Source organism: Pseudomonas sp. AL03 (genome assembly GCF_029960815.1).
Classification (GTDB): domain Bacteria; phylum Pseudomonadota; class Gammaproteobacteria; order Pseudomonadales; family Pseudomonadaceae; genus Aquipseudomonas.
The window spans coordinates 17,646-41,517 of sequence record NZ_JASBRE010000040.1; the positions used below are offsets into that span (position 1 = coordinate 17,646).

The 23,872-nt window shown below is 61.3% G+C and carries 24 protein-coding genes and 2 pseudogenes; 17 read left to right on the forward strand and 9 right to left on the reverse strand.

The features are described from left to right. Positions 1–47: 47 nt before the first annotated feature. From QK293_RS25285 to QK293_RS25345, 13 genes are all read left to right on the forward strand, one after another. Positions 48–980, forward strand: a complete 933-nt coding sequence (locus QK293_RS25285; RefSeq protein ID WP_282382456.1) for a 4-hydroxyproline epimerase — start codon at positions 48–50, stop codon at positions 978–980. Further along, positions 977–2,092: an FAD-dependent oxidoreductase gene (locus QK293_RS25290; protein WP_282382457.1), complete on the forward strand. Its 1,116-nt coding sequence runs from the start codon at positions 977–979 to the stop codon at positions 2,090–2,092. The genes QK293_RS25285 and QK293_RS25290 overlap by 4 nt, the downstream gene beginning before the upstream one ends. Next, positions 2,085–2,321 (forward strand): (2Fe-2S)-binding protein, encoded by a 237-nt coding sequence (locus QK293_RS25295; protein ID WP_008157207.1) that lies wholly within the window; start codon positions 2,085–2,087, stop codon positions 2,319–2,321. The genes QK293_RS25290 and QK293_RS25295 overlap by 8 nt, the downstream gene beginning before the upstream one ends. Further along, positions 2,318–3,574: an FAD/NAD(P)-binding oxidoreductase gene (locus tag QK293_RS25300; protein ID WP_282382469.1), complete on the forward strand. Its 1,257-nt coding sequence runs from the start codon at positions 2,318–2,320 to the stop codon at positions 3,572–3,574. Before QK293_RS25295 ends, QK293_RS25300 begins: the two co-directional genes overlap by 4 nt. Before the next feature lie 74 nt (positions 3,575–3,648). Next, on the forward strand, positions 3,649–4,398 hold the full coding sequence (locus tag QK293_RS25305; protein ID WP_282382520.1) for an AraC family transcriptional regulator: 750 nt from the start codon (positions 3,649–3,651) through the stop codon (positions 4,396–4,398). A gap of 250 nt (positions 4,399–4,648) precedes the next feature. Continuing rightward, positions 4,649–5,467 (forward strand): transporter substrate-binding domain-containing protein, encoded by an 819-nt coding sequence (locus QK293_RS25310; RefSeq protein ID WP_282382471.1) that lies wholly within the window; start codon positions 4,649–4,651, stop codon positions 5,465–5,467. A gap of 10 nt (positions 5,468–5,477) precedes the next feature. Beyond that, the gene (locus QK293_RS25315) at positions 5,478–7,256 is read left to right on the forward strand and encodes an aconitase family protein (RefSeq protein WP_282382473.1); all 1,779 of its coding nucleotides are present in this window, start codon (positions 5,478–5,480) and stop codon (positions 7,254–7,256) included. Further along, positions 7,249–7,914: an amino acid ABC transporter permease gene (locus QK293_RS25320; protein WP_008157202.1), complete on the forward strand. Its 666-nt coding sequence runs from the start codon at positions 7,249–7,251 to the stop codon at positions 7,912–7,914. The genes QK293_RS25315 and QK293_RS25320 overlap by 8 nt, the downstream gene beginning before the upstream one ends. 10 nt (positions 7,915–7,924) lie before the next feature. Next, on the forward strand, positions 7,925–8,575 hold the full coding sequence (locus QK293_RS25325) for an amino acid ABC transporter permease (protein WP_282382480.1): 651 nt from the start codon (positions 7,925–7,927) through the stop codon (positions 8,573–8,575). Further along, positions 8,568–9,290, forward strand: a complete 723-nt coding sequence (locus QK293_RS25330) for an amino acid ABC transporter ATP-binding protein (protein WP_282382482.1) — start codon at positions 8,568–8,570, stop codon at positions 9,288–9,290. The genes QK293_RS25325 and QK293_RS25330 overlap by 8 nt, the downstream gene beginning before the upstream one ends. 9 nt (positions 9,291–9,299) lie before the next feature. Then, positions 9,300–10,328, forward strand: coding sequence for a proline racemase family protein (locus tag QK293_RS25335; RefSeq protein WP_282382484.1), 1,029 nt, complete (start codon positions 9,300–9,302; stop codon positions 10,326–10,328). A gap of 137 nt (positions 10,329–10,465) precedes the next feature. Continuing rightward, positions 10,466–11,383, forward strand: a complete 918-nt coding sequence (locus QK293_RS25340) for a dihydrodipicolinate synthase family protein (RefSeq protein ID WP_030132201.1) — start codon at positions 10,466–10,468, stop codon at positions 11,381–11,383. A 319-nt stretch (positions 11,384–11,702) separates the two neighbouring features. Beyond that, complete coding sequence (locus tag QK293_RS25345; protein WP_282382491.1) at positions 11,703–13,283, forward strand: aldehyde dehydrogenase (NADP(+)); 1,581 nt, start codon at positions 11,703–11,705, stop codon at positions 13,281–13,283. 34 nt (positions 13,284–13,317) lie between these two features. Here QK293_RS25345 and QK293_RS25350 read toward each other — a convergent pair whose 3' ends face one another. Together QK293_RS25350 and QK293_RS25355 are read right to left on the reverse strand one after the other, a co-directional pair. After that, on the reverse strand, positions 13,318–14,184 hold the full coding sequence (locus QK293_RS25350) for an Ldh family oxidoreductase (protein ID WP_282382521.1): 867 nt from the start codon (positions 14,182–14,184) through the stop codon (positions 13,318–13,320). Positions 14,185–14,226: 42 nt separating this feature from the next. After that, a complete protein-coding gene (locus QK293_RS25355) occupies positions 14,227–15,111 on the reverse strand; it encodes a LysR family transcriptional regulator (RefSeq protein ID WP_282382493.1) in 885 nt (294 codons plus the stop codon). A 100-nt stretch (positions 15,112–15,211) separates the two neighbouring features. Here QK293_RS25355 and QK293_RS25360 point away from each other — a divergent pair, with 100 nt between their 5' ends. Then, positions 15,212–16,603: an aldehyde dehydrogenase family protein gene (locus tag QK293_RS25360; RefSeq protein ID WP_282382495.1), complete on the forward strand. Its 1,392-nt coding sequence runs from the start codon at positions 15,212–15,214 to the stop codon at positions 16,601–16,603. A gap of 75 nt (positions 16,604–16,678) precedes the next feature. Continuing rightward, positions 16,679–16,870: pseudogene (locus QK293_RS25365) on the forward strand (glutathione S-transferase family protein); the annotation flags it as partial. 4 nt (positions 16,871–16,874) lie between these two features. Here QK293_RS25365 and QK293_RS25370 read toward each other — a convergent pair. Then, positions 16,875–17,819: an aldo/keto reductase gene (locus QK293_RS25370; protein ID WP_282382496.1), complete on the reverse strand. Its 945-nt coding sequence runs from the start codon at positions 17,817–17,819 to the stop codon at positions 16,875–16,877. A 73-nt stretch (positions 17,820–17,892) separates the two neighbouring features. Between QK293_RS25370 and QK293_RS25375 the strand changes: the two genes are divergently transcribed. Then, positions 17,893–18,681, forward strand: a complete 789-nt coding sequence (locus QK293_RS25375) for an alpha/beta hydrolase (RefSeq protein ID WP_282382498.1) — start codon at positions 17,893–17,895, stop codon at positions 18,679–18,681. A gap of 351 nt (positions 18,682–19,032) precedes the next feature. Here QK293_RS25375 and QK293_RS25385 read toward each other — a convergent pair. Next, positions 19,033–19,116, reverse strand: a pseudogene (locus QK293_RS25385) (peroxiredoxin); the annotation flags it as partial. 561 nt (positions 19,117–19,677) lie between these two features. On the opposite strand from QK293_RS25385, the gene QK293_RS25390 reads away from it, so the two are divergent. Next, the gene (locus QK293_RS25390) at positions 19,678–19,992 is read left to right on the forward strand and encodes a c-type cytochrome (protein WP_282382501.1); all 315 of its coding nucleotides are present in this window, start codon (positions 19,678–19,680) and stop codon (positions 19,990–19,992) included. Positions 19,993–20,062: 70 nt separating this feature from the next. Here QK293_RS25390 and QK293_RS25395 read toward each other — a convergent pair whose 3' ends face one another. From QK293_RS25395 to QK293_RS25415, 5 genes are all read right to left on the reverse strand, one after another. Further along, positions 20,063–20,575 carry a nitrous oxide reductase accessory protein NosL gene (locus QK293_RS25395; protein ID WP_282382503.1) on the reverse strand — a complete coding sequence of 171 codons (513 nt, stop codon included), beginning with the start codon at positions 20,573–20,575 and terminating at the stop codon, positions 20,063–20,065. Between the two features lie 25 nt (positions 20,576–20,600). Then, positions 20,601–21,431 carry an ABC transporter permease subunit gene (locus QK293_RS25400; protein WP_282382508.1) on the reverse strand — a complete coding sequence of 277 codons (831 nt, stop codon included), beginning with the start codon at positions 21,429–21,431 and terminating at the stop codon, positions 20,601–20,603. Then, complete coding sequence (locus QK293_RS25405) at positions 21,428–22,351, reverse strand: ABC transporter ATP-binding protein (protein WP_282382511.1); 924 nt, start codon at positions 22,349–22,351, stop codon at positions 21,428–21,430. The genes QK293_RS25400 and QK293_RS25405 overlap by 4 nt, the downstream gene beginning before the upstream one ends. Beyond that, positions 22,348–23,601: a nitrous oxide reductase family maturation protein NosD gene (locus tag QK293_RS25410; protein WP_282382522.1), complete on the reverse strand. Its 1,254-nt coding sequence runs from the start codon at positions 23,599–23,601 to the stop codon at positions 22,348–22,350. Before QK293_RS25410 ends, QK293_RS25405 begins: the two co-directional genes overlap by 4 nt. Before the next feature lie 83 nt (positions 23,602–23,684). After that, positions 23,685–23,872, reverse strand: a 188-nt coding sequence (locus QK293_RS25415; RefSeq protein WP_282382514.1) for a hypothetical protein, incomplete at its 5' end; no start/stop codon positions are given.

Here is a 23,872-nt window from a genome sequence, read left to right on the forward strand (position 1 = left end):
CACCAGCCACTCTTGCGTTCACTCATCTGAACGGACGTGGCCCTCCCATGAAACGCATCACCGTGATCGACTCCCACACCGGCGGCGAACCGACCCGCCTGGTGACCGCCGGTTTTCCTGACCTGGGCAGCGGCAGCATGGCCGAACGTCGACAGCGGCTGGCCGAACAGCATGACCACTGGCGCGCTGCCTGCGTGCTCGAACCACGGGGCAGTGACGTGTTGGTCGGCGCCCTGCTCTGTGAGCCGGTGGACCCGTCCGCCTGTGCCGGTGTGATTTTCTTCAACAACAGCGGTTACCTCGGCATGTGCGGCCACGGCACCATTGGCCTGGTGGCCTCGCTGGCGCACTTGGGTAAAATCGGCCCTGGCGTGCACAGCATCGAAACCCCGGTCGGCACGGTGCAGGCGACGCTGCACGAAGACCATTCGGTCAGCGTACGCAATGTGCCGGCGTACCGTTATCGCAAAGCGCTAGCGCTGCAGGTGCCGGGTGTCGGCCAGGTGGTCGGCGATATTGCCTGGGGCGGTAACTGGTTCTTCCTGATCGCCGAACATGGCCTGGACATTGCCGGCGACAACCTTGAGGCGCTGACCGCCTACACCTTCGCCGTGCAGCAAGCACTGGAAGTTCAGGGGATCCGCGGCGAAGACGGCGGCTTGATCGACCATGTCGAGCTGTTCGCCGATGACGAGCAGGCTGACAGCCGCAACTTCGTCCTCTGCCCCGGCAAGGCCTACGACCGCTCGCCCTGTGGTACCGGCACCAGTGCCAAACTGGCGTGCCTGGCGGCCGACGACAAATTGCAGCCGGGACAGATCTGGCGTCAGGCCAGTGTCATCGGCAGCGAGTTCGAGGGTTCCTATGAGCTTCAGGGCGAGCGTATCGTGCCGACCATTCGCGGCCGCGCCTTTATCAGTGCCGAAACCAGCCTGATCATTGAACAGGACGACCCGTTCGCTTGGGGCATTCGCCCGTGAGCGAGGGCCGGGTGGCCGATGTGATCGTGATCGGCGCCGGCATCATCGGCGCTGCCTGTGCCCAGGCGCTGGCGGGTCGCGGCTTGCGCGTGCTGGTGCTGGACGCAGGCCTGCCGGGCGCTACGGCAGCGGGCATGGGCCACTTGCTGGTCCTCGATGACAATCCGGCCGAACTGGCCCTCAGTCAATATTCCCTGCAACGCTGGCGCGAACTGGCGCCGGCCCTTCCCGATGGCTGCGCGTATCGCCGCAACGGCACGCTCTGGCTGGCGGCCAATGCCGAAGAAATGGCCGTCGCCCACCGCAAATACCTGAATTTGCAGGCCCTAGGCGTGGCCTGCGAATTGATCACCCGCAGCGACTTGCGCCAGCGCGAACCGCAATTGCGCGAGGGTCTGGAAGGCGGCCTGCTGATCAATGGCGACGGCATTCTTTATGCCCCGGCGACGGCCAATTGGATGCTCGACACACCGAACATCAGCCAACGCCGGGCACGGGTCAGCGAAGTCGACGGCAACCGCGTGCGGCTCGACGACGGCCACTGGCTAAGCGCCGAAGCAGTGATTCTGGCCAACGGCATCCAGGCCAGCGCGCTCTGCCCCGAATTGCCGATCGAGCCGAAGAAAGGCCACTTGCTGATCACCGACCGCTACCCCGGCAAGGTCACCCATACCCTGGTGGAACTCGGTTACGTCACCAGTGCCCACAACGCCAGCGGTCCTTCAACGGCTTGCAATATCCAGCCCCGGCCGACCGGACAGTTGTTCATCGGCGCCTCGCGACAATTTGGCACCACCGACCCACAGGTCGAGGGCTGGATGCTGGCGAAAATGCTCAGACGCGCCACCGAGTACATGCCGGGGCTGGCTCAGCTCAACGGCATCCGCGCCTGGACCGGTTTTCGCGCCGCCAGCCCCGACGGCCTGCCGCTGGTGGGTCAGCACCCGCGACGCAAAGGCTTATGGCTGGCGGTCGGTCACGAGGGCCTCGGCGTGACGACCGCCCCCGGCACCGCCGACCTGCTGGTCGCGCAATTGTTCGACGAAGTGCCGCCGCTGGCCGCGCAACCGTATCTGCCGCAACGTTTTCTCGGAGAGCCCGTTTATGCCTGAATTGATGCTGGACGGACGTGCCCTGCGGGTTGCCGAGGGCACCAGCGTCGCCGCTGCACTGGCCCTGAGTGGCGACGGTTGCACTCGCACATCGGTCAGTGGCCAACGTCGCGCCCCGCTGTGTGGCATGGGCATTTGCCAGGAATGCCGGGTGACCATCGACGGTCGCCGGCGTCTGGCCTGCCAAACGCTCTGCCGTGACGGCATGCACGTGGAGACTCAAGCATGACCGAATACGCCGACCTGCTGATCATCGGTGCCGGCCCCGCCGGCATGGCCGCCGCGCTCGCAGCGGCGCCAAGCGGTGCACGCATCGTCCTGCTCGACGACAACCCATTGCCGGGTGGGCAAATCTGGCGTGACGGGCCTCAGGCCAACCTGCCGAACCCGGCGCGTCAGATGCGCGAGCGACTCGAGGCGTGCAGCAACATCTGCCGCCACTCCGGCACTCGGGTGATCGCCTGCGCCGGACCGAAACAGCTGCTGGTAGAAAACCCCGATCATGGCTGGTTGATCAGTTACGACAAACTGATTCTGTGTACCGGCGCCCGCGAGTTACTCCTGCCCTTCCCCGGCTGGACGCTGCCCGGCGTGACGGGGGTCGGCGGCCTCCAGGCACTGATCAAGGGCGGCCTGCCAGTGCAGGACGAGCGCGTTGTGATTGCTGGCAGCGGACCGTTATTGCTCGCCAGCGCCGCCACCGCAAAACATAACGGCGCCCAAGTGCTGCGCATCGCCGAACAGGCCTCCACAGTCGCCGTCGCCAGATTCGCCGCTCGACTGCCTCTCTGGCCCAACAAACTGATGCAGTCGGTCACGTTGTTCGACCACCATTACCGTACCGGCACCCATGTACTGGCCGCCCTGGGCAATGGGCGGTTGGAAGGTGTGCGCCTGCAACAGCAAGGAAAAATCGTCGAATTGGAATGTGATCGCCTGGCCTGCGGTTTCGGTCTGATCCCCAACACCCAACTCGGCCAGGCCCTGGGCTGCGACCTCGACGGCCAGGCGCTCGCGGTCGATACCTGGCAGACCAGCAGCCGCGCCGACCACTTCGCGGCGGGTGAATGCACCGGTTTCGGCGGCAGTGAACTGGCGTTGGTCGAAGGGTCGATCGCGGGACATGCCGCGGTCGGTGACGTTGATTCGGCCCGAGCATTGTGGCCTCGTCGGACGCGCTGGCAGGGTTTCGCCAACGCCCTGAGCAAGGCATTCACCCTCGACCCGCAACTCAAGTCGCTGGCGCAACCCGACACCCTGGTGTGCCGTTGTGAAGACGTGCCTTACGGGCTGCTTGCCGGGCACGTTGACTGGCGCGGGGCAAAGTTGGCCAGCCGTTGCGGCATGGGCGCGTGCCAAGGCCGGGTGTGTGGCGGCGCATTGCAGCACCTGTTCGGCTGGCAACCTTCGGCACCACGCCCGCCCTTCAGTCCGGCGCGGATCGAGACTTTGTTGTGCCTGGACGACACCCCACCGGCCTGAATGCCGGCCCGGGGCTTTCGAGTCCGCTGCCGAGTCTCTATGATCCGGGGCATTGCCACCAGACGCCCAGCGCCATGTATGCCTCGCTCACTACCTTCAAACCCTGCGACCTGCCGACCCTGCTAAGCAGTCTGCAGCCGATCGCGGCGTTGCTCGATACCCTGTCGGACGTGGTGTTTTTCATTAAGGACAGCGAGGCCCGCTACGCCTTCGTCAACCAGACCCTGGCCCGGCGCTGCGGCTTCAAACACACTGACGAGTTGCTCGGGCGCACCGCCGACAGGGTCTTTCCCGAGCGCTTCGGCCCGCTGTATACCGAGCAGGATCGGCGGGTGCTGTCCACCGGCCGCGAGCTGGCTGACCAACTCGAACTGCACCTGTATTATGGCAACCAGCCGGTCTGGTGCCTGACCCACAAACTCGCGCTGCGCGACCTGCAGGGTCATGTGGTCGGCTTGGCCGGCATCTCCCGCGACCTGCAACTGCCACAGTCCAGCCATCCGGCCTTTCAGAAACTCGCGGCGGTGGACGCGCATATCCGCAGCCATTTCGCCCGGCCCATTAGCCTCGCCGAACTGACTGCGATCGCCGGGCTTTCCGTGGCGCAACTGGAGCGCCACTGCAAACGCGTGTTCCAACTCACCCCACGGCAGATGATTCATAAGGCGCGTCTGGAAGAAGGCTCGCGGCTGTTGCTGCACACTGACCTGCCCATCACCGAGATCGCCCTGCGCTGCGGTTACACCGATCACAGTGCCTTCAGCCGACAGTTCCGCGCCTTGACCAGTCTGGCACCGAGTCAGTATCGCGAAAGCCGTCGCTGAACCCGGGCGAGTGTTCCTTTAAGGGGCGCCCGGCGTCCCCGCTGCTCCCTTCTGTAACACCGCCGGATACAGGTCATCGAGGCGCTCTTCTCCTGCGCCTTATTCCCACCCTCTTGCAGGACGTTTAACTCAAGGCTTGGCGAATAATTCTCGCCGCTGTTCGGAAACAGGCACACTCATTGCTAATCTAATATCGTATACGAAATTCTCAATACGCTATCTAACAGCACTTTCCGACCACGAGGCCTCTATGAAAAACCCCGCATTTGCCGTAGCCCTCAGCGCTATTCTCAGTACTTCCTTCATCGCCACCGCCCAGGCCGACAAGCTCGACGAGATTATTGGTTCGGGCAAGCTGCGTTGCGCCGTGACCCTGGACTTCCCGCCCATGGGTTTTCGCGATGAAGGCAACAACCCGGCCGGTTTCGACGTGGACTATTGCCGCGACCTGGCGAAAATCCTCGGGGTCGAGGCTGAAGTGGTTGAAACGCCGTTCCCCGATCGAATTCCAGCGCTGGTCTCGGGGCGCGCCGACGTGATCGTCGCCTCCACGTCCGACACGCTCGAACGGGCCAAGACCGTCGGCCTTACCGTGCCGTACTTCGCCTTCCAGATGGTGGTGCTGACCCGCGACAACACCGGCATCAACAGCTTCGCCGATATCAAAGGCAAAGCCCTGGGCAACACCAGCGGCACCTATGAAGCCATCGCTCTGGAAAAAGACGTGAAGAGCTGGGGCACCGGCACCTTCCGCGCCTATCAGTCGCAGAACGACACGCTGCTGGCAGTCGCCCAAGGCCACATCGACGCCACCGTGGTCACCAACACCGTGGCCGCCGCCACGATCAAGTCGGGCAAATACAAGAACCTGAAAATCGCCGGTAACGCGCCTTACACCATTGACTACGTGTCCCTGGGCGCCAAGCGCAACGAGTATGGTCTGCTCAACTACCTCAATCTGTTCGTCAACCAGCAGGTGCGCAGTGGCCGTTACAACGAGCTGTTCACCAAATGGGTCGGCACCGAGATTTCACCCGCCGACCTGACCGTGCCTAAGGTCTATTACTGAGGTGTCCGGCATGCCTAGGCCAACCTCTCTGACCGGTCGCAGCCTGGTCGCCGGCGCCGCACAAGGCGCCCTGCTGTTTGCCGATGTGGCCTTGAGTTTCTGGGGCGGGGTCGACCCGTACAGCGGCGAGGTCATCGACCGCCACCACCCGCTGAGCGGCGAATACCTGGCCGGCCGGGTGCTGGCCATTCCCAGCGGCCGCGGCTCGTGCACCGGCAGCAGTGTGCTGATGGAATTGATCAGCAACGGTCATGCGCCGGCCGCACTGGTGCTGGCCGAACCCGATGAGATCCTGACCCTGGGCGTGCTCGTGGCACAGACCCTTTTCGAGCGTTCCCTGCCGGTGCTGTGCATCGGCCGGGAGGCCTTCGCCACCTTGCGCGGCAAGACCTTTGCTCGGGTCGAAGCTTCAACGGTGACCGTGTTCGAACGCCTGCCCGGTGATGCCTGGCAGGCACTCGACAGTCCGTTGCAGACAGCAGAAAAAAGCACCTCTATCGAACTCACCGAACACGATCAGGCGCTGCTCGACGGCGAGCATGGCAAGGCTGCCCAGGTGGCCATGCAGATCGTCCTGCGCATGGCGCAATTGCAAGGTGCGCGCAACCTGGTGGATGTCACCCAGGCACACATCGACGGTTGCATCTATACGGGACCTGCGAGCCTGCGCTTCGCCGAACAACTGGTGCTGTGGGGAGCAAAAGTACGGGTGCCGACCACGCTCAATTCGATTTCCGTCGACCAGCGCCGTTGGCGCGAGTTGGGCATTGATCCGGCACTCGGTGTGCCGGCCAGCGCTTTGGGCGATGCGTACATGGCGATGGGTGCACAGCTGAGTTTTACCTGCGCGCCCTACCTGCTCGACAGCGCGCCGAAGGCCGGCGAGCAAATCGTCTGGGCCGAATCCAACGCCGTGGTTTATGCCAACAGCGTGCTCGGCGCACGCACCCTGAAATACCCAGACTACCTGGATATCTGCATCGCCCTGACCGGCCGCGCGCCCCTGATCGGCTGCCATCTGGACGCGCAACGTAAAGCGAGACTGCAAATCGAATTACCGGTTTTGCGCGAGTTGGATGATGCCTTCTACCCCCTGCTCGGTTACCACATCGGTGCCCTGGCCGGCAGCCGGATTCCGCTGGTGCTGGGGCTGGAACACAGCACGCCAAGCCTGGATGACCTGAAAGCCTTCGGCGCTGCTTTCGCCACCACCTCCGCCGCGCCGCTGTTTCATATCGCCGGGGTGACGCCGGAAGCACTCGACCCGACGCAGGTGTTGGAGGCGGATGCCGATGTGCCGGTGGAAAAAATCCGCCTGAAGGAGTTGCTGCTCAGCTGGCGTGAGCTCAACAGTGCCCGCGACAACCGGGTGGATGTAGTTTCGCTGGGCAACCCGCATTTCTCTCTTAGCGAATTCGCGCATCTGGCGCGGCTGTGTCGGGGTCGACACAAACATCCCGAGGTCGTGCTCGCCATTACCTGCGGTCGCACGGTGCTGGAGCTGGCCCGTGAGGCCGGACATATCGCGGTGATCGAAGCCTTCGGCGCGACCCTGGTCACCGATACCTGCTGGTGCATGCTCGGCGAACCGGTGATCCCGCTGGCCGCCAAAACCTTGATGACCAACTCGGGCAAGTACGCCCATTACGCACCCGGCCTGGTGGGCCGCAAGGTGCACTTCGCCAACCTCGCCGAATGCGTCGACGCCGCCTGCAGCGCCACGGCCAGCGGTCGTTTGCCGGCCTGGCTGCAATCGGCCGCCTCTCTGGAGAGCCACGCGCATGTTTGATTACACCTTCCAATGGCGCGCGACCCTGCGCGCCCTGCCGGACATGCTGGCCGGCGCCTGGGTCACCTTCGAGACCGCTGCACTGTCGATGATTTTCGGCGTGCTGATCGCCCTGGCCCTGACGGTGATGCGCGAAACCAAACAACCGTTGTTGCGCGGCATCGGCAACGGCTGGGTGTCGATCGCCCGCAACACCCCGTCGCTGTTCCAGATCTACGTCCTCTACTTCGGCCTCGGCTCGCTGGATTTGCATGTCAGCTCATGGTTCGCGCTGCTGGCCGGGATCACCTTCAACAACGCCGGTTACCTGGCGGAAAACTTTCGCGGCGGCCTCAAGGCTGTGCCCGGCACACAAGTGCGCGCCGCGCGTTCGCTGGGCATGAGTGCCTTCCAGGCCTACCGGATGATCATCGTTCCGCAGCTGTTGCGGATCGTGTTCTACCCGTTGAGTAACCAGATGGTCTGGGCGGTGCTGATGACGTCGCTGGGGGTGATCGTCGGGCTGAACAATGACCTCACCGGCGTGACCCAGGATTACAACGTCAAGACGTTCCGCACCTTCGAATACTTCGCCATCGCCGCGGCGCTGTATTACCTGATTGCCAAGGCAATCGTCGCCGTCGCCCGGCTGATGGCCTGGCGGCTGTTCCGTTACTGAGGAGGTGACCATGTTGACCACCAGTTTTTCCGGGAATGACCTGCTATTCCTGCTCAACGGCGCCTGGGTCACGCTGCAACTGACGTTCTGGTCGATCATCCTCGGCTCCTTCGCCGGGATGCTGTTCGGTTTGCTGCGGGCGCTGTTGCCGCGTGCCAGCCTGCCACTGGCCTGGGTGCTGGACGTGTTTCGTAGCGTGCCGCTGCTGATCCAGTTTGTCTTGTTTAACTCGCTCAAGAGCATCGTCGGTTTGAACATCAGCGCCTTTAGCGTTGGCTGCATTGTGCTCGGGGTCTACGCCGCCGCGTACTTCACCGAGATCGTGCGCAGTGGGGTGCTTTCGGTGCCGTTCACCCTGCGTCGGGCCAGTCGTTCGCTGGGCCTGAGTTTCCTGCAGGACCTGCGCTGGATTGTCCTGCCGATGGCCACCCGGGTGGCCTTTCCCGGCTGGCTGAACCTGGTACTCAGCGTGATGAAAGACACCGCGCTGGTGATGTGGATCGGCATCGTCGAACTGCTGCGCGCTTCGCAAACCATCGTGACCCGCATTCAGGAACCGCTGCTGGTGCTGTGCATCGCGGGCCTCATCTACTACGTCATGAGCCTGGTGGTCGCTCGCCTCGGCGCTCGTCTGGAAAGAAGGTGGCAAGAAAATGATTGAGATCGACAACGTACACAAATCTTTCGGCGACCTCGAAGTGGTCAAGGGCGTCAACCTGACGGTGAGCAAGGGCGAGGTGGTGTCGATCATCGGCGGCTCCGGCTCGGGCAAGTCGACCCTGCTGATGTGCATCAACGGCCTGGAACCGATCCAGAAAGGCAACATCCGCGTCGACGGTGTGGAGGTCCACCACAGCGCCACCGACCTCAATCGCCTGCGGCAGAAGATCGGCATCGTCTTCCAGCAATGGAACGCGTTCCCGCACCTGACCGTGCTGGAAAACGTGATGCTGGCGCCACGCAAAGTGCTGGGCAAGAGCAAGTGCGACGCCGAGGAACTGGCGGTGAAACAACTGACCCACGTCGGTCTGGGTGACAAGCTCAAAGCGTTTCCCGGCAAGCTCTCCGGCGGCCAGCAACAGCGCATGGCGATCGCCCGTGCCCTGGCCATGTCGCCGGACTACATGCTGTTCGACGAAGCCACTTCAGCCCTCGATCCGCAATTGGTGGGCGAGGTGCTGGACACCATGCGCATGCTTGCCGAAGACGGCATGACCATGGTCCTGGTGACCCACGAAATCCGCTTCGCCCGCGATGTGTCCGACCGCGTGGCGTTCTTTCGCAATGGCCTGGTGCACGAGATCGGCGCGCCGGATCAGGTTATTGGTAATCCGGTGCATGCGGAGACTGCGGCCTTCCTCAAGTCGGTCAAATAGGAGCAGACAATGCGCTCATCGAAAGTCATCCATGTAGTCAGCTGCCACGCCGAAGGTGAAGTCGGCGACGTGATCGTTGGCGGCGTCGCGCCACCGCCCGGGGCCACCGTGTGGGAACAATCGCGCTGGATTGCCAAGGATCAGACCTTACGCAACTTCGTCCTCAACGAACCTCGCGGCGGGGTGTTTCGCCACGTCAACCTGCTGGTACCGGCCAAGGATCCTCGGGCGAAGATGGCCTGGATCATTATGGAGCCGGCCGACACACCACCGATGTCCGGCTCCAACTCGCTGTGCGTGGCCACCGTGTTGCTCGACAGCGGCATCCTGCCGATGACCGAACCACAAACCCGGCTGGTGCTCGAAGCACCGGGCGGGTTGATCGAAGCGGTTGCCGACTGCCGTGACGGCAAGGTCGAACGGGTGGAAATCAAGAACGTGCCCTCCTTCGCTGACCGCCTCGATGCCTGGATCGAAGTCGAAGGCCTCGGCTCATTGCAGGTCGACACCGCGTACGGCGGCGACAGTTTTGTGATCGCCGACGCCAAGCGCCTGGGCTTCTCCATTCGTCCTGATGAGGCGGCTGAACTGGTCGAAGTCGGGCTGAAAATCACCCGCGCGGCCAACGAACAATTGGGCTTCGTCCATCCGCTGAACCCTGAGTGGTCGCATATTTCTTTCTGCCAGATTGCCGCGCCCATCGTCGTTGAAAATGGCATCGCCACCGGGGCCAACGCGGTGGTGATTCAACCCGGCAAGATCGACCGTTCACCGACCGGCACCGGCTGCTCGGCGCGTATGGCGGTGCTGCAGGCCAAGGGCTTGATGCAGGTGGGCGAGCGTTTTATCGGCCGTTCGATCATCGGCTCCGAGTTCCACTGCCGCATCGACTCCCTGACCGAAGTGGCGGGACGCCCGGCGATCTACCCATGCATTTCCGGACGGGCCTGGATCACCGGCACCCACCAATTGCTGCTCGACCCTAGCGATCCCTGGCCGCAAGGCTATCGACTGTCTGACACCTGGCCTGGGGCCTGATCACAGCCTTACAAACCATCGCTAAAAACGCTGATAAACGGCTGGCAAAAAAACCTACGTAACTGAAAAAAGTATTGGCCGAGTGCTGTCACTTGCAATATCGTATACGAAATACAATTACTCAACCGGAGGCAACAATGAGCAAGCGCATTAACTGGAGTGGCGTCTTCCCCGCGGTGACCACTCAATTCAACGATGACTTCACCATCAACCTGGAAAAAACCCACCAGGTGATTTCCAACGTGATCCGTGACGGCGTGTCGGGCCTGGTGGTGTGCGGTTCGGTGGGGGAAAACACCTCGTTGACCGCCGAAGAAAAAATCGCCGTGACCGAAGTCGCGGTCGACGCCTCCCGCGGCCGCGTACCAGTGATCTGCGGTGTGGCCGAATTCACCAGCGTGCAAGCGGCCAAGGTCGCCAACGCCGTGCGCCGGGTGGGTGTCGACGGGGTCATGCTGATGCCGGCGCTGGTCTACGGCTCCAAGCCGTTCGAGACCGCCGAGCACTACCGCTACGTGGCCAAGAATGCCGATGTCCCGCTGATGGTTTACAACAACCCGCCGATCTACAAAAACGACGTCACCCCGGACATCCTGATTTCCCTGGCCGACTGCGACAACGTGGTGTGCTTCAAGGATTCATCCGGCGACACCCGGCGTTTCATCGACGTGCGCAATGAAGTCGGTGACCGCTTTGTGCTGTTCGCCGGTCTCGACGACGTGGTGCTGGAAAGCATCGCAGTAGGCGCCGAAGGCTGGGTCTCGGGCATGTCCAACGTGTTCCCGAAAGAAGGTGAAACCATCTTCCGTCTGGCCAAGGCCGGTCGCTTCGCCGAAGCCATGCCGATCTACGAATGGCTGATGCCGATCCTGCACCTCGACGCCCGTGCCGATCTGGTGCAGTGCATCAAGCTGTGCGAAGCCATCGCCGGTCGCGGCAGCGCACTGACCCGTCCACCCCGTCTGGCCCTGCCGGAAGCCGATCGCGTCTTCGTCGAGCAGATCATGGCCAAGGCCTTGGCCAATCGTCCGGAGCTGCCGGACGTCGGTCTCTGAGTGATTGCCGGGTGGGTCTTGGAGGACCCGGCCCGGCTGCCTGTCTTTGCGCCTCTACAGGAAACGTCAGCATGCCCAATCCTCACAGCATCTCCCGCGCAACCACACCTTCGGGACTCAATACGCGACCTGTAGCAGCTGCCGCAGGCTGCGTTCGAGCGCGTAGCGGTCGTCAATACTGGCGACACGGTGTGACTGAGACACCGCGTTGCGGTTTTACGACGGCTTCGCCGCCGAACGCAGCCTTCGGCAGCTGCTACGGGTCATGCGCTGCAGTCTGGCAACGTATTTGGCCTCACATTCCGACAGGAGTTTTTTCATGCCCCACATCATCGGCCACCACTACATCGGCGGTGCGCGCAGCGCCGCCGGCAACATCACCGTGCAAAGCCATGACGCCAGCACCGGTGAAGCGCTGCCCTGGTCGTTCATGCAAGCCACCGTTGAAGAAGTCGACGCCGCTGCCCAGGCCGCCGCGGCAGCCTACCCGGCCTTCCGCAACTTGCCGGCGAGCCGGCGCGCGGAGTTTCTCGAGGCCATCGCCGCGCAACTCGATGCGCTGGACGATGAGTTCGTCACCCTGGTAACCCGCGAGACGGCGCTGCCGACCGGGCGCATTCAGGGTGAGCGCGGTCGCACCAGTGGTCAGATGCGCCTGTTCGCCCAAGTCCTGCGCCGTGGCGATTTCTACGGTGCACGCATCGACCGGGCCATGCCCGAGCGTCAGCCGCTGCCACGGGTCGATCTGCGTCAGTACCGGATCGGTGTCGGCCCGGTCGCGGTGTTTGGCGCGAGCAATTTCCCGCTGGCGTTTTCTACCGCCGGTGGCGATACCGCAGCTGCCCTGGCCGCCGGTTGCCCGGTGGTGTTCAAGGCCCACAGCGGGCATATGGTGACTGCCGAGCTTGTGGCCGATGCGATCCTTCGCGCCGCCGAGCACACCGGCATGCCCAAAGGCGTGTTCAACATGATCTACGGCGCGGGGGTCGGTGAAACGCTGGTCAAGCATCCGGCGATCCAGGCAGTGGGTTTTACCGGCTCGCTCAAGGGCGGTCGCGCCCTCTGCGACATGGCCGCCGCGCGGCCACAACCGATTCCGGTATTTGCCGAAATGAGCAGCATCAATCCGGTGCTGGTGTTGCCCGAAGCCCTGAAGTTGCGGGGCGAGAAAATCGCCCGCGAACTTGCCGCGTCAGTGGTGCTCGGCTGTGGCCAGTTCTGCACCAACCCCGGATTGGTGATCGGTACTCGCTCCCCTCAGTTCAACGCATTCATTGAAACGCTCAGCGCAGTCATGTCTGAACAGCCGGGGCAAACCATGCTCAACGCCGGCACATTAACCAGCTACGCCAAGGGCGTGCAGGCCTTGCGCGCGCATCCGCAAATCACCCACCTGGCCGGCCGCGAACAACAGGGCAAGCAGGCCCAGCCGCAGCTGTTCAAGGCCGACGTCAGCCTGCTGCTCAACGGCGACCCGCTGCTGCAGGAAGAAGTGTTCGGCCCCGCCACGGTGCTGGTGGAAGTAGCCGACAAGGCTGAACTGCAACGAGCATTGCAGCGCTTGCACGGTCAACTCACGGCCACGCTGATTGCCGAAGCCGGTGACCTGAAAACCCATGGCGAGCTGCTCTCGCTGCTCGAACAGAAAGTCGGCCGGGTACTGTTCAACGGCTACCCGACGGGCGTCGAAGTCTGCGATGCGATGGTGCATGGCGGACCCTACCCGGCCACCTCCGATGCCCGTGGCACCTCGGTCGGCAGCCTGGCCATCGAGCGTTTCCTGCGCCCGGTGTGCTACCAGAATTGCCCGGATGCGCTCTTGCCCGAGGCGCTGAAAAACGCCAATCCGCTGGGCATCGCTCGTCTGGTCGACGGCAACAGCCATTGCCAACCGCTGTAAAGCCAAACGGGCGCCACTGGCGCCCGTTTTCACTTTAATCCAGCAGTGCCTTCAAGTCGTTGTACAAGGCTTCGGGAATCTGCATGCCTTCCACCAGACTGCGTGCTCGCGCCTCGTAACGCCGTTGCGACGGCAAGCGCGCGCCCTGCCCTTGTATGCTCTGGAACATCACTTCGGCACGGGCCAAGTGCTGCTCGGTGCCCTCGCCAAGAAAGCGCCGCGGATCGAGGGCGATGGGATTAGTCCCGAACACCGGCTGACTGCCTCCCGCCGGCGCGACCCAGGCATGGCTGGGATTACACGCCAGCGCCACCAGACCGGCAGCGGTCAGCTGCTCTATCTCGACCCACAGGGCGGAAAAATGCACACAGCGATTGATTGCTAACGCCGCAATCCCGTTTGCCCGGGTTTTCTCCTCCAGCAGTGGCAGACCCGCCTGGAACGCCAACTGGGAGAAACCACCCGCCGCATCGACCCGCACGATCGAAGGCGCCTGGTCGATCACCCGCGGCTCGGCATCGGCCACCCCCTTGCCAGCCCGGAGCGAATTCACGCAGCCCAATACCTCCCCGGCTTTCGTCGACTTGATGAGATTGTTGCGCAGCTTCACGATCGCCTGCTGCATGTTGGTGAACTCGTCGAGCGTGAGGCCCGTCGCGTCGGAGAGGCCCATTTTCGGTTGGCCTTCGCGCAGCTGTCGACCGTTCTTCGTCAAACTGATCCGTACCTGGCGCTCGTCTTCGGGATCGCGCTGCCTTTGCAAAAAGCCCATCGCTTCCAGCTTCTTCAGGATCGGGGTGAGCGTGTTCGATTCGAGAAACAGCTTTTCGCCCAGGCTGCCGACGGTCTGATTGTCTTCCTCCCAGAGCGCAACGATGGTGATGTATTGCGTATAGGTCAGGGATTGAGCCTGCTAGCGAATCTGGACATTTTCGCGCGCGAACTAGCGCAACGCCTCATCCCGCACCACCCCGCGCTCTTCAAGCAAGCGCACAAACATGGTCAGACTTTGTGAGACCGTCCCCCGGCGCCACACCAACCATGTGTGCAAATAGCGGAACGATTCCGACAACGGCCAGACGCTCACCGTGGTGCATCCGGGCATGCTGTCGAGCATGCTGCGGGGCATCAGCGCCAAGCCTGCACCGGCGCTGACGCACGCCAGCATGCCGTGATAGGACTCCATTTCGAAAATCTTGCCGGGCACCGCCGCGTCCTTGGCGAACCAGCTTTCGAAGTGGTGGCGGTAGGAGCAATTGGAGCGGAAGGCATAGATGTTTTCACCATTAACATCCCCCGCGCGATGGATCGGGGAATGGTTGAGCGGTGCGATCACCACCATTTCTTCCTCAAACGCCGGCACGCCTTCCAGTGCCGGGTGCAGAACCGGTCCATCGACAAACGCTGCCGCCAGTCGGCCAGACAACACCCCGTCGATCATGGTCCCCGAGGGGCCGGTGGACAGGTCCAGCTCGACCTTGGCGTGCTTCTGGTTATAGGCGGCCAGCAGCTCAGGGATACGCACCGCAGCGGTGCTCTCCAGTGACCCTAAGGGAAACGATCCCTGCGGTTCTTCGCCCGCCACGGTGGCGCGGGCCTCCTGGACCAGATCGAGGATGCGCCGTGCATAGTCCAGGAAACTCCAGCCGGCCGGCGACAAACGCAGGCGGCTCTTCTCGCGGATAAACAGGTCAACGCCCAGATCCAGCTCCAGCTGCTTGATCCGCGTCGTCAGGTTCGAGGGCACCCGGTGGATGTGCTGAGCGGCCGCGCTGATGCTGCCGTGCTCGGCGACGGCTTTGAAAATTTCGAGCTGAACCAGATCCAAGTCATTCTCCAAACGTGAACGATATGCTCAGTATTATTCAGTTTCCAGAAAACAAACACCACCGTAACCTGAGCGCACTCCCACCTCGCAGGACGGTGCCATGACCCAAGTTTCCAGCCTTACCCATGCCATTTCGATCAACCCCGTCAACGGCGAGCAGATCGGCCACTACCCTTTCGAATCCGCATCGGCACTGGACGCCGCCCTTGCCCGCGCCGCTGCCGGGTTCCGCGTCTGGCGCAGCAAACCGGTTGACCAACGCTCGCAGCTGTTGATCGCCCTGGCTCAGGCATTGCGCGACAACGCCGCAGCAATGGCGAACATGATCACCCTGGAGATGGGCAAGCCGATCACTCAGGCGCGCGGCGAAATCGAAAAGTGTGCGCAGCTCTGCGAGTGGTATGCCGAGCACGGCCCCGCCATGCTGAGCGCTGAACCGACGCTGGTTGAAGGTGGAAAAGCGCGCATTGAATATCGCCCGCTCGGTCCGATTTTCGCCGTCATGCCGTGGAATTTCCCGATCTGGCAGGTCCTGCGCGGCGCCGTTCCAGCGCTGATCGCCGGCAACACCTACGTGCTCAAACATGCGCCAAACGTGATGGGCAGCGCTTATCTGTTGCGGGAAGCCTTCAATCGCGCCGACTTTCCCGAAGGTGTGTTCGAGGTCATCAATGTCACGCCGGACGGCGTCTCCACCGCAATCGCCGATCCACGCATCGCGGCGGTGACCCTCACCGGCAGCGTGCGAGCCGGCATGGCCATCGGCGCTCAAGCCGGTGCGGCGCTGAAGAAGTGTGTACTGGAACTGGGTGGCTCCGACCCCTTCATTGTGCTCAACGATGCCGACCTCGACGAAGCGGTCAAAGCCGCCGTGATTGGTCGTTACCAAAACACCGGGCAAGTCTGCGCGGCCGCCAAACGCCTGATTGTCGAGCAAGGCATTGTCGAGGAGTTCACGCGCAAGTTCGTCGACGCCACGCGCAAACTGGTGGTCGGCGATCCACTGGCCACCGACACCTACATCGGCCCCATGGCCCGCTTTGATCTGCGTGATGAACTCGATCAACAAGTGCGCGACACCCTGGAAGAAGGCGCGACGTTGTTGATGGGCGGGAAGAAGGCTGAAGGCCCCGGCAACTTTTACGAGCCTACGGTCTTCAGTGATGTCACTGACCAGATGACCTCGTTCAAACAGGAACTGTTTGGCCCGGTGGCGTCGATCATCACGGCGCGAGATGCAGCGCATGCACTGGAACTGGCGAATGACAGTGAATTCGGCCTCGCCTCAACCCTTTACACACGCAACGTCGAGCTTGCCCAACAGATGGCCGGTGAGTTGGAAACCGGTGGCGTGTTCATCAATGGTTATTGCGCATCCGACCCGCGTGTCACCTTCGGCGGCGTGAAGAAAAGTGGCTTTGGCCGTGAGCTGTCGCATTTCGGTGTGCGCGAATTCTGCAATGCCCAGACGGTGTGGCTGGATCGGCGCTGATCGCATCAAGCTGCCTGGGAGTCTTGGGCTCCCAGGCGCTCGCGCTCTATTCGTTCAAGTAATACAGCTCTGAAGATGTCGCTGACGCTTTACTACAATCCGCTGTCATCGTTCTGCCACAAAGTGCTCATCGCGCTCTACGAAAACGCTGTTGAATTCGAAAAGCGGATCATCGATCTCGCGAACGATGCAGACAGAGCAGCGCTGCAAGCGCTATGGCCGATCGGCAAATTCCCGGTCATCCACGACCACGCTCGCCAGCGCAACGCGCCTACCCCACCACGTCAATCAACTGCTCGCGTTGCGCCCCCGTCAGCATCGGGCCGAACCCCGCACCGGCATTTTCCGCCATGTAACGCGGGTTGCCGGTCCCGGGGATGACGCAAGTCACCGCCGAATGAGACAGCAGGAACTTTAACGCCAGTTGCGGCCAGCTATTGACCCTCACATCCGCGGCCCAGCGCGGCAATGGCTTGCCCTTCAAGCGGGCGAGCAAATCACCGCCGCCGAATGGCCGATTGCAGATCACCGCCACGCCCCGCTCACGACACAGCGGCAGGATGCGTTTCTCGACACCGCGATCGTCCAGTGCATAATTGATCTGCAAAAAGTCCAACGGCTCAGCCTTGAGCACCGCTTCCACCTCGTCATACGCCGACGCCGTGTAATGGGTGATGCCGATGTAGCGAATGCGCCCTTCTTCTTTCCATTTGCGCAGCGTGGGCAAATGGGTTTTCCAGTCCAGCAGGTTGTGAATCTGCATCAGGTCGATACGGTCGGTCTGCAACAATTTGAAAGACTGTTCCATCTGCGCGATGCCTTCTTCGCGGCCACGGGTCCACACTTTGGTGGCCAGAAAGGCTGGCGAGCGCGGCTCATGAATCGACAGCAGTTCACCGGTCGTCTGTTCGGCGCGACCGTACATGGGCGAACCGTCGATCACCGTCCCGCCCTTCTCGAACAGCGCACGGAGAACAGCTGGCAGCTGCTTGTAGGCGGGACTTGAAGGCTCGACATCAAAGCCGCGATACGTCCCCAGCCCGACGATCGGTAATGGCTCGTCGCTGGATGGAATGGCCCGGGTCAGCATGTTCTTGCCTCCTGTTTCCGTCGACGGCGTGGATGCTGCAAAGGCCGGATCGAAGGTGAAAACCGCCGAAACACCGGCAACCAGCGTGAGTATTCTGCGACGCGTGTACCCATCAGTGTGGCTCATGGAATTGCCTGCTATCGGTCTACTACACTCTGACAGCGATCAAGCGATAGCCGTCTTCCGGCCAGAGCCGCCAATGCCACCCACTAAAGTTAGCCGAATGTCACGAACACTGGTGTCCCTCGTCGTCATCATTGCCGCGGTGTATCTGGTGCTGTGCGCTGCGCTGTTCATCTTCCAACGCACCCTCATCTACTTCCCGCAACCCCGCGCTGTCGGCACATCGGCAACGTTGCTCACGCTGTCGGTCGCCGACGCGCAGGTGCTGGTATCCGTCAGACCGCACGAGGGGCCCAAAGCGTTGCTCTATTTCGGTGGAAATGCCGAGGACGTCTCCCGGAGCCTGCCTTCGTTTTCCAAAGCCTTTGCCAATCACGCCCTCTACTTGCTTCACTACAGAAGCTACGGTGGCAGTTCCGGATCGCCCTCCGAGGAGATGATTTCGCGCGACGCCATGACCTTGTTTGACCAGGTCTACGCCACCCATCCACACATTACGGTTGTCGGTCGCAGCCTGGGCTCGGGCGTCGCGGTGCGCCTCGCCAGCCAACGCCCGGCGGCGCGTCTGGTGCTGATCACGCCCTACAACAGCCTTGAAGAACTCGCCGCCCGGCAGTTCCCCATTTTCCCGGTGAAGTGGTTGCTCAAGGACACCTTTGAATCCTGGAAGTACGCCGCCCACATCACGGTGCCGACGCTCTTGATCGCCGCTGAGCACGACGAAGTGATACCGCGTACCAGCACCGAGCGGCTCTTCACGCATTTCGCCAACGGGGTGGCGTCGCTGAGGGTCATACCGGGAACGGGGCACAATTCGATATCCGAGAGTCCCGAGTACCTCAAGGTGTTGGGCGATGGTTTGTAAGTGGCCGCTTTTCGGCCACGCGAGTGAAAACCGCAAGTGCGCGCCTTGCGACTTAGCGCATCGATCGGAACGCCGCGCGAAGTTCCTCGGTAAAGAGCTGCGGCTGTTCCCAAGCCGCGCAGTGGCCGCCCTTGTGGGCCTGGTGGAAGTAGATCAGGTTGGTATAGGCGCGCCGGGCCCATGTTTCTGGGGCAGTAGACATCCTCTGGAAGCACGGTGACGGCCACCGGCAGCGAAATCTCGGTGGTCTTCTGTGCGACCGAAGAAAGCGGGCTTCGCCCCCTGTTCTCCCAGTAGAGCCTTGCTGCGGAGGCGCCGCTATTCGTTAGCCAGTACAGCGTGATGTCAATGGAGACGTCCATCATCGCTGCGTGATGCGCCATCCCGCCCACCCGAGGTGTGAACTTTGGCGGTGTACAGTACTTTTTCGATCATGGGTCATGATGATCTCCTGATTGAAAATGCTGGATTAAAAAGATTGCCCTCCGTCAGCGTATCGACCAGGCAAGCAAGCATTGGGATGTACGAGCTGATTGTTGGCCCCATCTAACACCCGGATTAAGTCAACTAATTAGTTCTCCAATGGTTAAATCAACAACTCCCAAACTACTATTTAAATCATTAAATTCAGCCCGCTATATTATTAATACCTGATCAATTCAGACAGTATTTCAGCCCGAAAAGCGACCGATTACGTTAGCGACCGGTTCCCTGAATGCAACCCAATCAACAAAGAGCCAATAACTTTACGCTCGATCATTAGCATCGCGCTTCCCCATGCGTGCTAATAAAGTGAACGTTTACTGAAAATCAATCCTCCAACAAAAGCAGCACACCTGTTTTTCAACAAAACCGATGACCGACTAAAATAATCAACTGTGCAGTGATGAGTTTTGCCTGAACGACAAATTCAAACTTCATAATATTCAACACGATGCCTGTTGGATAAACCGGGGCGGGTCATTCGAATCTGCTTCTTTGTCTGAGGAGACACTGATGAAAAGTATTCTTGTTCCACTGCTGGCCTTGGGTGCCGCGCTGACTTTGCAGTCAGCTCAAGCCGTTGATGGCGAGGCGCTCTTCAAGAGCAAAGCTTGCGTGGGCTGCCATATGATCGACGCCAAAATGGTCGGTCCAAGCTACAAGGAAGTTGCCGCCAAGTACGCCGGCCAAGCCGATGCATCCACCACGCTGACCAAGAGCATCAAAGAAGGCAGTACAGGCAAATGGGGGCCAATAGCAATGCCGGCCAACCAGGTGACCGACGAAGAAGCAAAGACCTTGGCCGACTGGATCCTGACGCTGAAGTAAGATTGCCCAAATAAAAAACACCCACACCGCAGAAGCGAGCCCGCTCTCTTCTGCGAAACGGGTCGCTCGGCTACATCGTCGGGGTTTGCTGTAAAAGCGTCAGATCGATTTCCTCAAAACGCAACACCCTGCCGCCCTGCTCACTGGCCAGTTTGCGTGCGGTGGCCTCCTCGGAAAATGACGCCAGAACAACACCCATGGAACCTTTAAGCCGAGTGCCGACGACATAGTAGGCTTTGGTTGCGTCAATCAGATAATGGTCGTCGGGTTTCTCCCAGGCACTTTTCCCCATGTCGTGCACATACAATTTCGCATCCGTGTGGTGATTCTCCGGTTGAAGCCACCACCCGAGCATTTCCGCGGTGGAGCAGAACTTCTTGACCGTGCCTTTTTCCACGACCTGACCTTTGGGGCCCGGAAAGTCGGCGATGACCATCCCACAGACATGACATTCGTCACTTTGATGGAAGGCCACGGGCCCAAGGGTTGGCTTTTCCTCTGCGCGATCGTTGCACGCCGCTAACCCCAAACAAGTAATGATGACGACCAGGACACGGGCCCCGGCCAGGTACAGAGTGTTCATATCAATTGTCCCGAGCGTAAAAAAATCAAGTCAGCCGACCGCGAAACATCCAATAAGCCAACAGCAGCGAAACCCCTACCCAGAGCAGCAAACAGAGCCATAGCAACGAAGCCGGCACCGGTAAATCGCTGCTCAATGCCATAAGGCCGACGGCATTACCGCTGCCTTCGAAACCGGAGAGGTTGATCAAGCGATAAATGTCGGTCGGGTTGAGCAGCAGCAACCACGGCAATAGATCCGGGTTGAACGTGCCTTTACTGAGCACAAGCAACGCCAGCAGCGCCAGGTCGAATACCAGCACGAAGAGAAACCACACGCCCAAGGCCATCCCGGCTGCGCTGGATTTTTCGCTGGCCTTGCTGCTCAGCACGTAGGCCAGGGCCAGGAATACCCAGCCCAGCAGCGTGGAAGACACCATGAAGCGGCCGAACGCCCAGAGCAGCATTCCCACATCGACATCATCGACCAGCAAGGCAATGGCCACGGCGGCACAGCCAAACCCGATCAGTGTGGCCAGGGCCAGGATCAGACCATGACCGACAAACTTGCCCAGCAGGATTTGGCCACGGCCCAGCGGATAGGTCAGCAATAGCATCAGCGTGCCGCCCTCGTCCTCGCCAACGATGGCATCGTAGGCCAGCAGCAGCGCAATCAGCGGCATCAGGAACGTCGCCAGGCTGGCCAGACTGGCGATGGTTGCCGGGATGGAAGTGAAACCCACTTGCCCGGACGCCGCCGCGCCGAGCCAGGCGATACCCACCGCCAGAATGGCGAACAACAGACTGATTGCCAGCAGCCAGCGATTGCGCAGCCCGTCACTGAATTCCTTACCTGCGATATTCCAGATCTGCATCATGGATGAATACCTTCTGTGCCGGTGGTCGCACGACTCATGTAATAGCCGTAGAGGTCTTCGAGGGACGGTTGCAGTATCTCGATATCCTGCGGTTGATCCTCGTGGAACAACTGGCGTAGCAGATCAACTTTGTGGCCATTGACAGCCATCACCTCGACCCCGTTGCCGCCCATGGCCGTGGCGGTGTGCCCGGCGGCATTCCAGCGCTGCAACCACTGCTCGCGTCGGCAAAGACCACTGGCCCGGATCCGCGCCGGCAAGTCGGCGTCTTCACGCAGTCTGGACAGACTCCCGATCGCCTGTAAGCAGCCATTGGCCAAGATTGCCGCACGGTTGATATGCGCTTCGACGCCTGCCAGCACATGGGAGCAAAGGATGATGCTCGCGCCCTGTTGGCGCAGACGGTCGATCAACAGGTAAAGATCCTGGGTAGCGATCGGGTCCAGCCCGACAGTGGGTTCGTCCAACAGCAGCAGACGCGGCTGGCCGAGCACCGCCTGAGCCAGGCCCAGCCGCTGGCGCATGCCCTTGGAATAGGTTTTCACCCGTCGGTCTGCGGCCCCCGTAAGCCCGACCTGGTCGAGCAATTCGTCCGCTTGCGTCAGTGCGGCTCCCTTGAGGCGGGCGAAATACCGAAGGGTTTCGCGGCCACTGAGTTGCGGGTAGAACGTCACGTTTTCCGGCAGGTAACCGAGTTGGCGACGCACGTCGGCTTGTGCGGGTCGGCAACCGAGTACGCGCACCTGACCAGCGCTGGCATTAAGCAAGCCAAGGATCAGTTTCATCACCGTGGTTTTGCCCGCACCATTGTGGCCAAACAGTCCCAACACCTCGCCTTCTCCCAGACTCAGTGTCAGATCGTGCAACACGGTCATGCTTGCGTAACGCTGGCTTACCCCTTCGATCTCGACGGCGTTCATAAGGTCGGCCGCTGTGTCTGAGGCATCGCCGGAAGGTTCATCAACGGGTAACTGTCTTTGACCCCCGGCGATTTCGTCACGGGGAAACTGCTCTGAACCCAACGCAGTAATTGAATGCTCGGGCTATTCATCAACAGATGGACCTGTGGGTACAGCCACAGCAGACGGTCGACGTTGTCGTTGGGTTCGTAGATCACGTCGCCCACCGCATCGTTATTGCGATCCCAGCCCAGGTAATCGCTCCAGTAATTGCCCCGCCCCTCGGCTGACCATTCCTGTAAGCGGGTGGCGACGTATTTGACTTGCTGCTGATTGTCGACGAAGGCGTTGTCGGCGATCCGGTTGTCTTCGGAGCCAGCGGTAAGGTGAATACCCACGGCGCTGCGCTCGAAGTGATTGTGTTCAATGACATTGAACAGCGAGTTGTAGATGAACAGCGCCTTACCCTCGGCACCGCTGACCATACCGCCATCGGCGGAACCGCTGCGCACGTCGCTGACGACGTTGTCGCGAAGCTCGGAATAGGTAATGTAGTTCATCAGGATGCCATAGCTCTCGTCCTGCTCGGAACGGTTGCCAATCACCGTCAACTTGCGGCTCTGCATCAAGGCATAGCCGGTGCGTGTACGGCGGGTGGTGTTGCCGAGCAACTGGTTGTCGTTGGCGTACATGTAATGCACGCCGTAGCGCAGGTCTTCCAGGGTATTGCCCTGCAGCAAGTTGCGGTTCGAGGTGTCGATGTAGATCCCGTCGCGGGTCTGTCGCACGTGATTACCGATCACCTGGGCGCCGTGCACGGCAAACAGATGAATCCCATTGCCGCGATCCTGGGAGCGAATGCTCGGGTCGCCTTCGATGTCATTGTCAATCAGGCTGACGTCGTGGGTGCTGTCCACCCAGATGCCGAAACCTGGCCCTTTCATGCGGTTGTCGCGTATCACCGCCCCCTGGGCTTTGGGACCGATGAAAATCGCTGCGTTCATAGCCGTCATGTCCCGCCCCCAGTCGACCAATGTGCAGCCCTCGATCCGCACGTCGGGGGCGCTGATGAACAGAGCGTTGCCCTGCCCCTGCGCATTGATGACCGCACCTTTCTCGCAATCGATCTGCATCGGCTGATCGACACTGAACTGCCCTTGGTACTCTCCGGCCGGCAGCTTCCAGTGGTGATCGCCATCGGGTTGCAGGGGCAGCTCGGTGATGGGCCGTGGCGACGCCTGGGCGAATGCCGATAGAAACACCAATACCAAAAGTGCCGTGCCGTGTAGTGAGTCATTTGCCAGGGGTCTGAACACTGCGTTCACCTTTTCGCGGCCCTGATACGCCCAGCCGCTCAAGCCTTCTCGACGAGCATTCGGCCGACCATTTCCATGTGCAACGCATGACAGAACCAGCTGCAGTAATACCAGTGCAACCCCGGCTTGTCGGCGACAAAGGTGATCGAGGACGTCTGCTGCGGGCTGATTTCCATGCTCACGCCATGGTTGGTCATCACAAAGCCATGGGTCACGTCTTCAATCT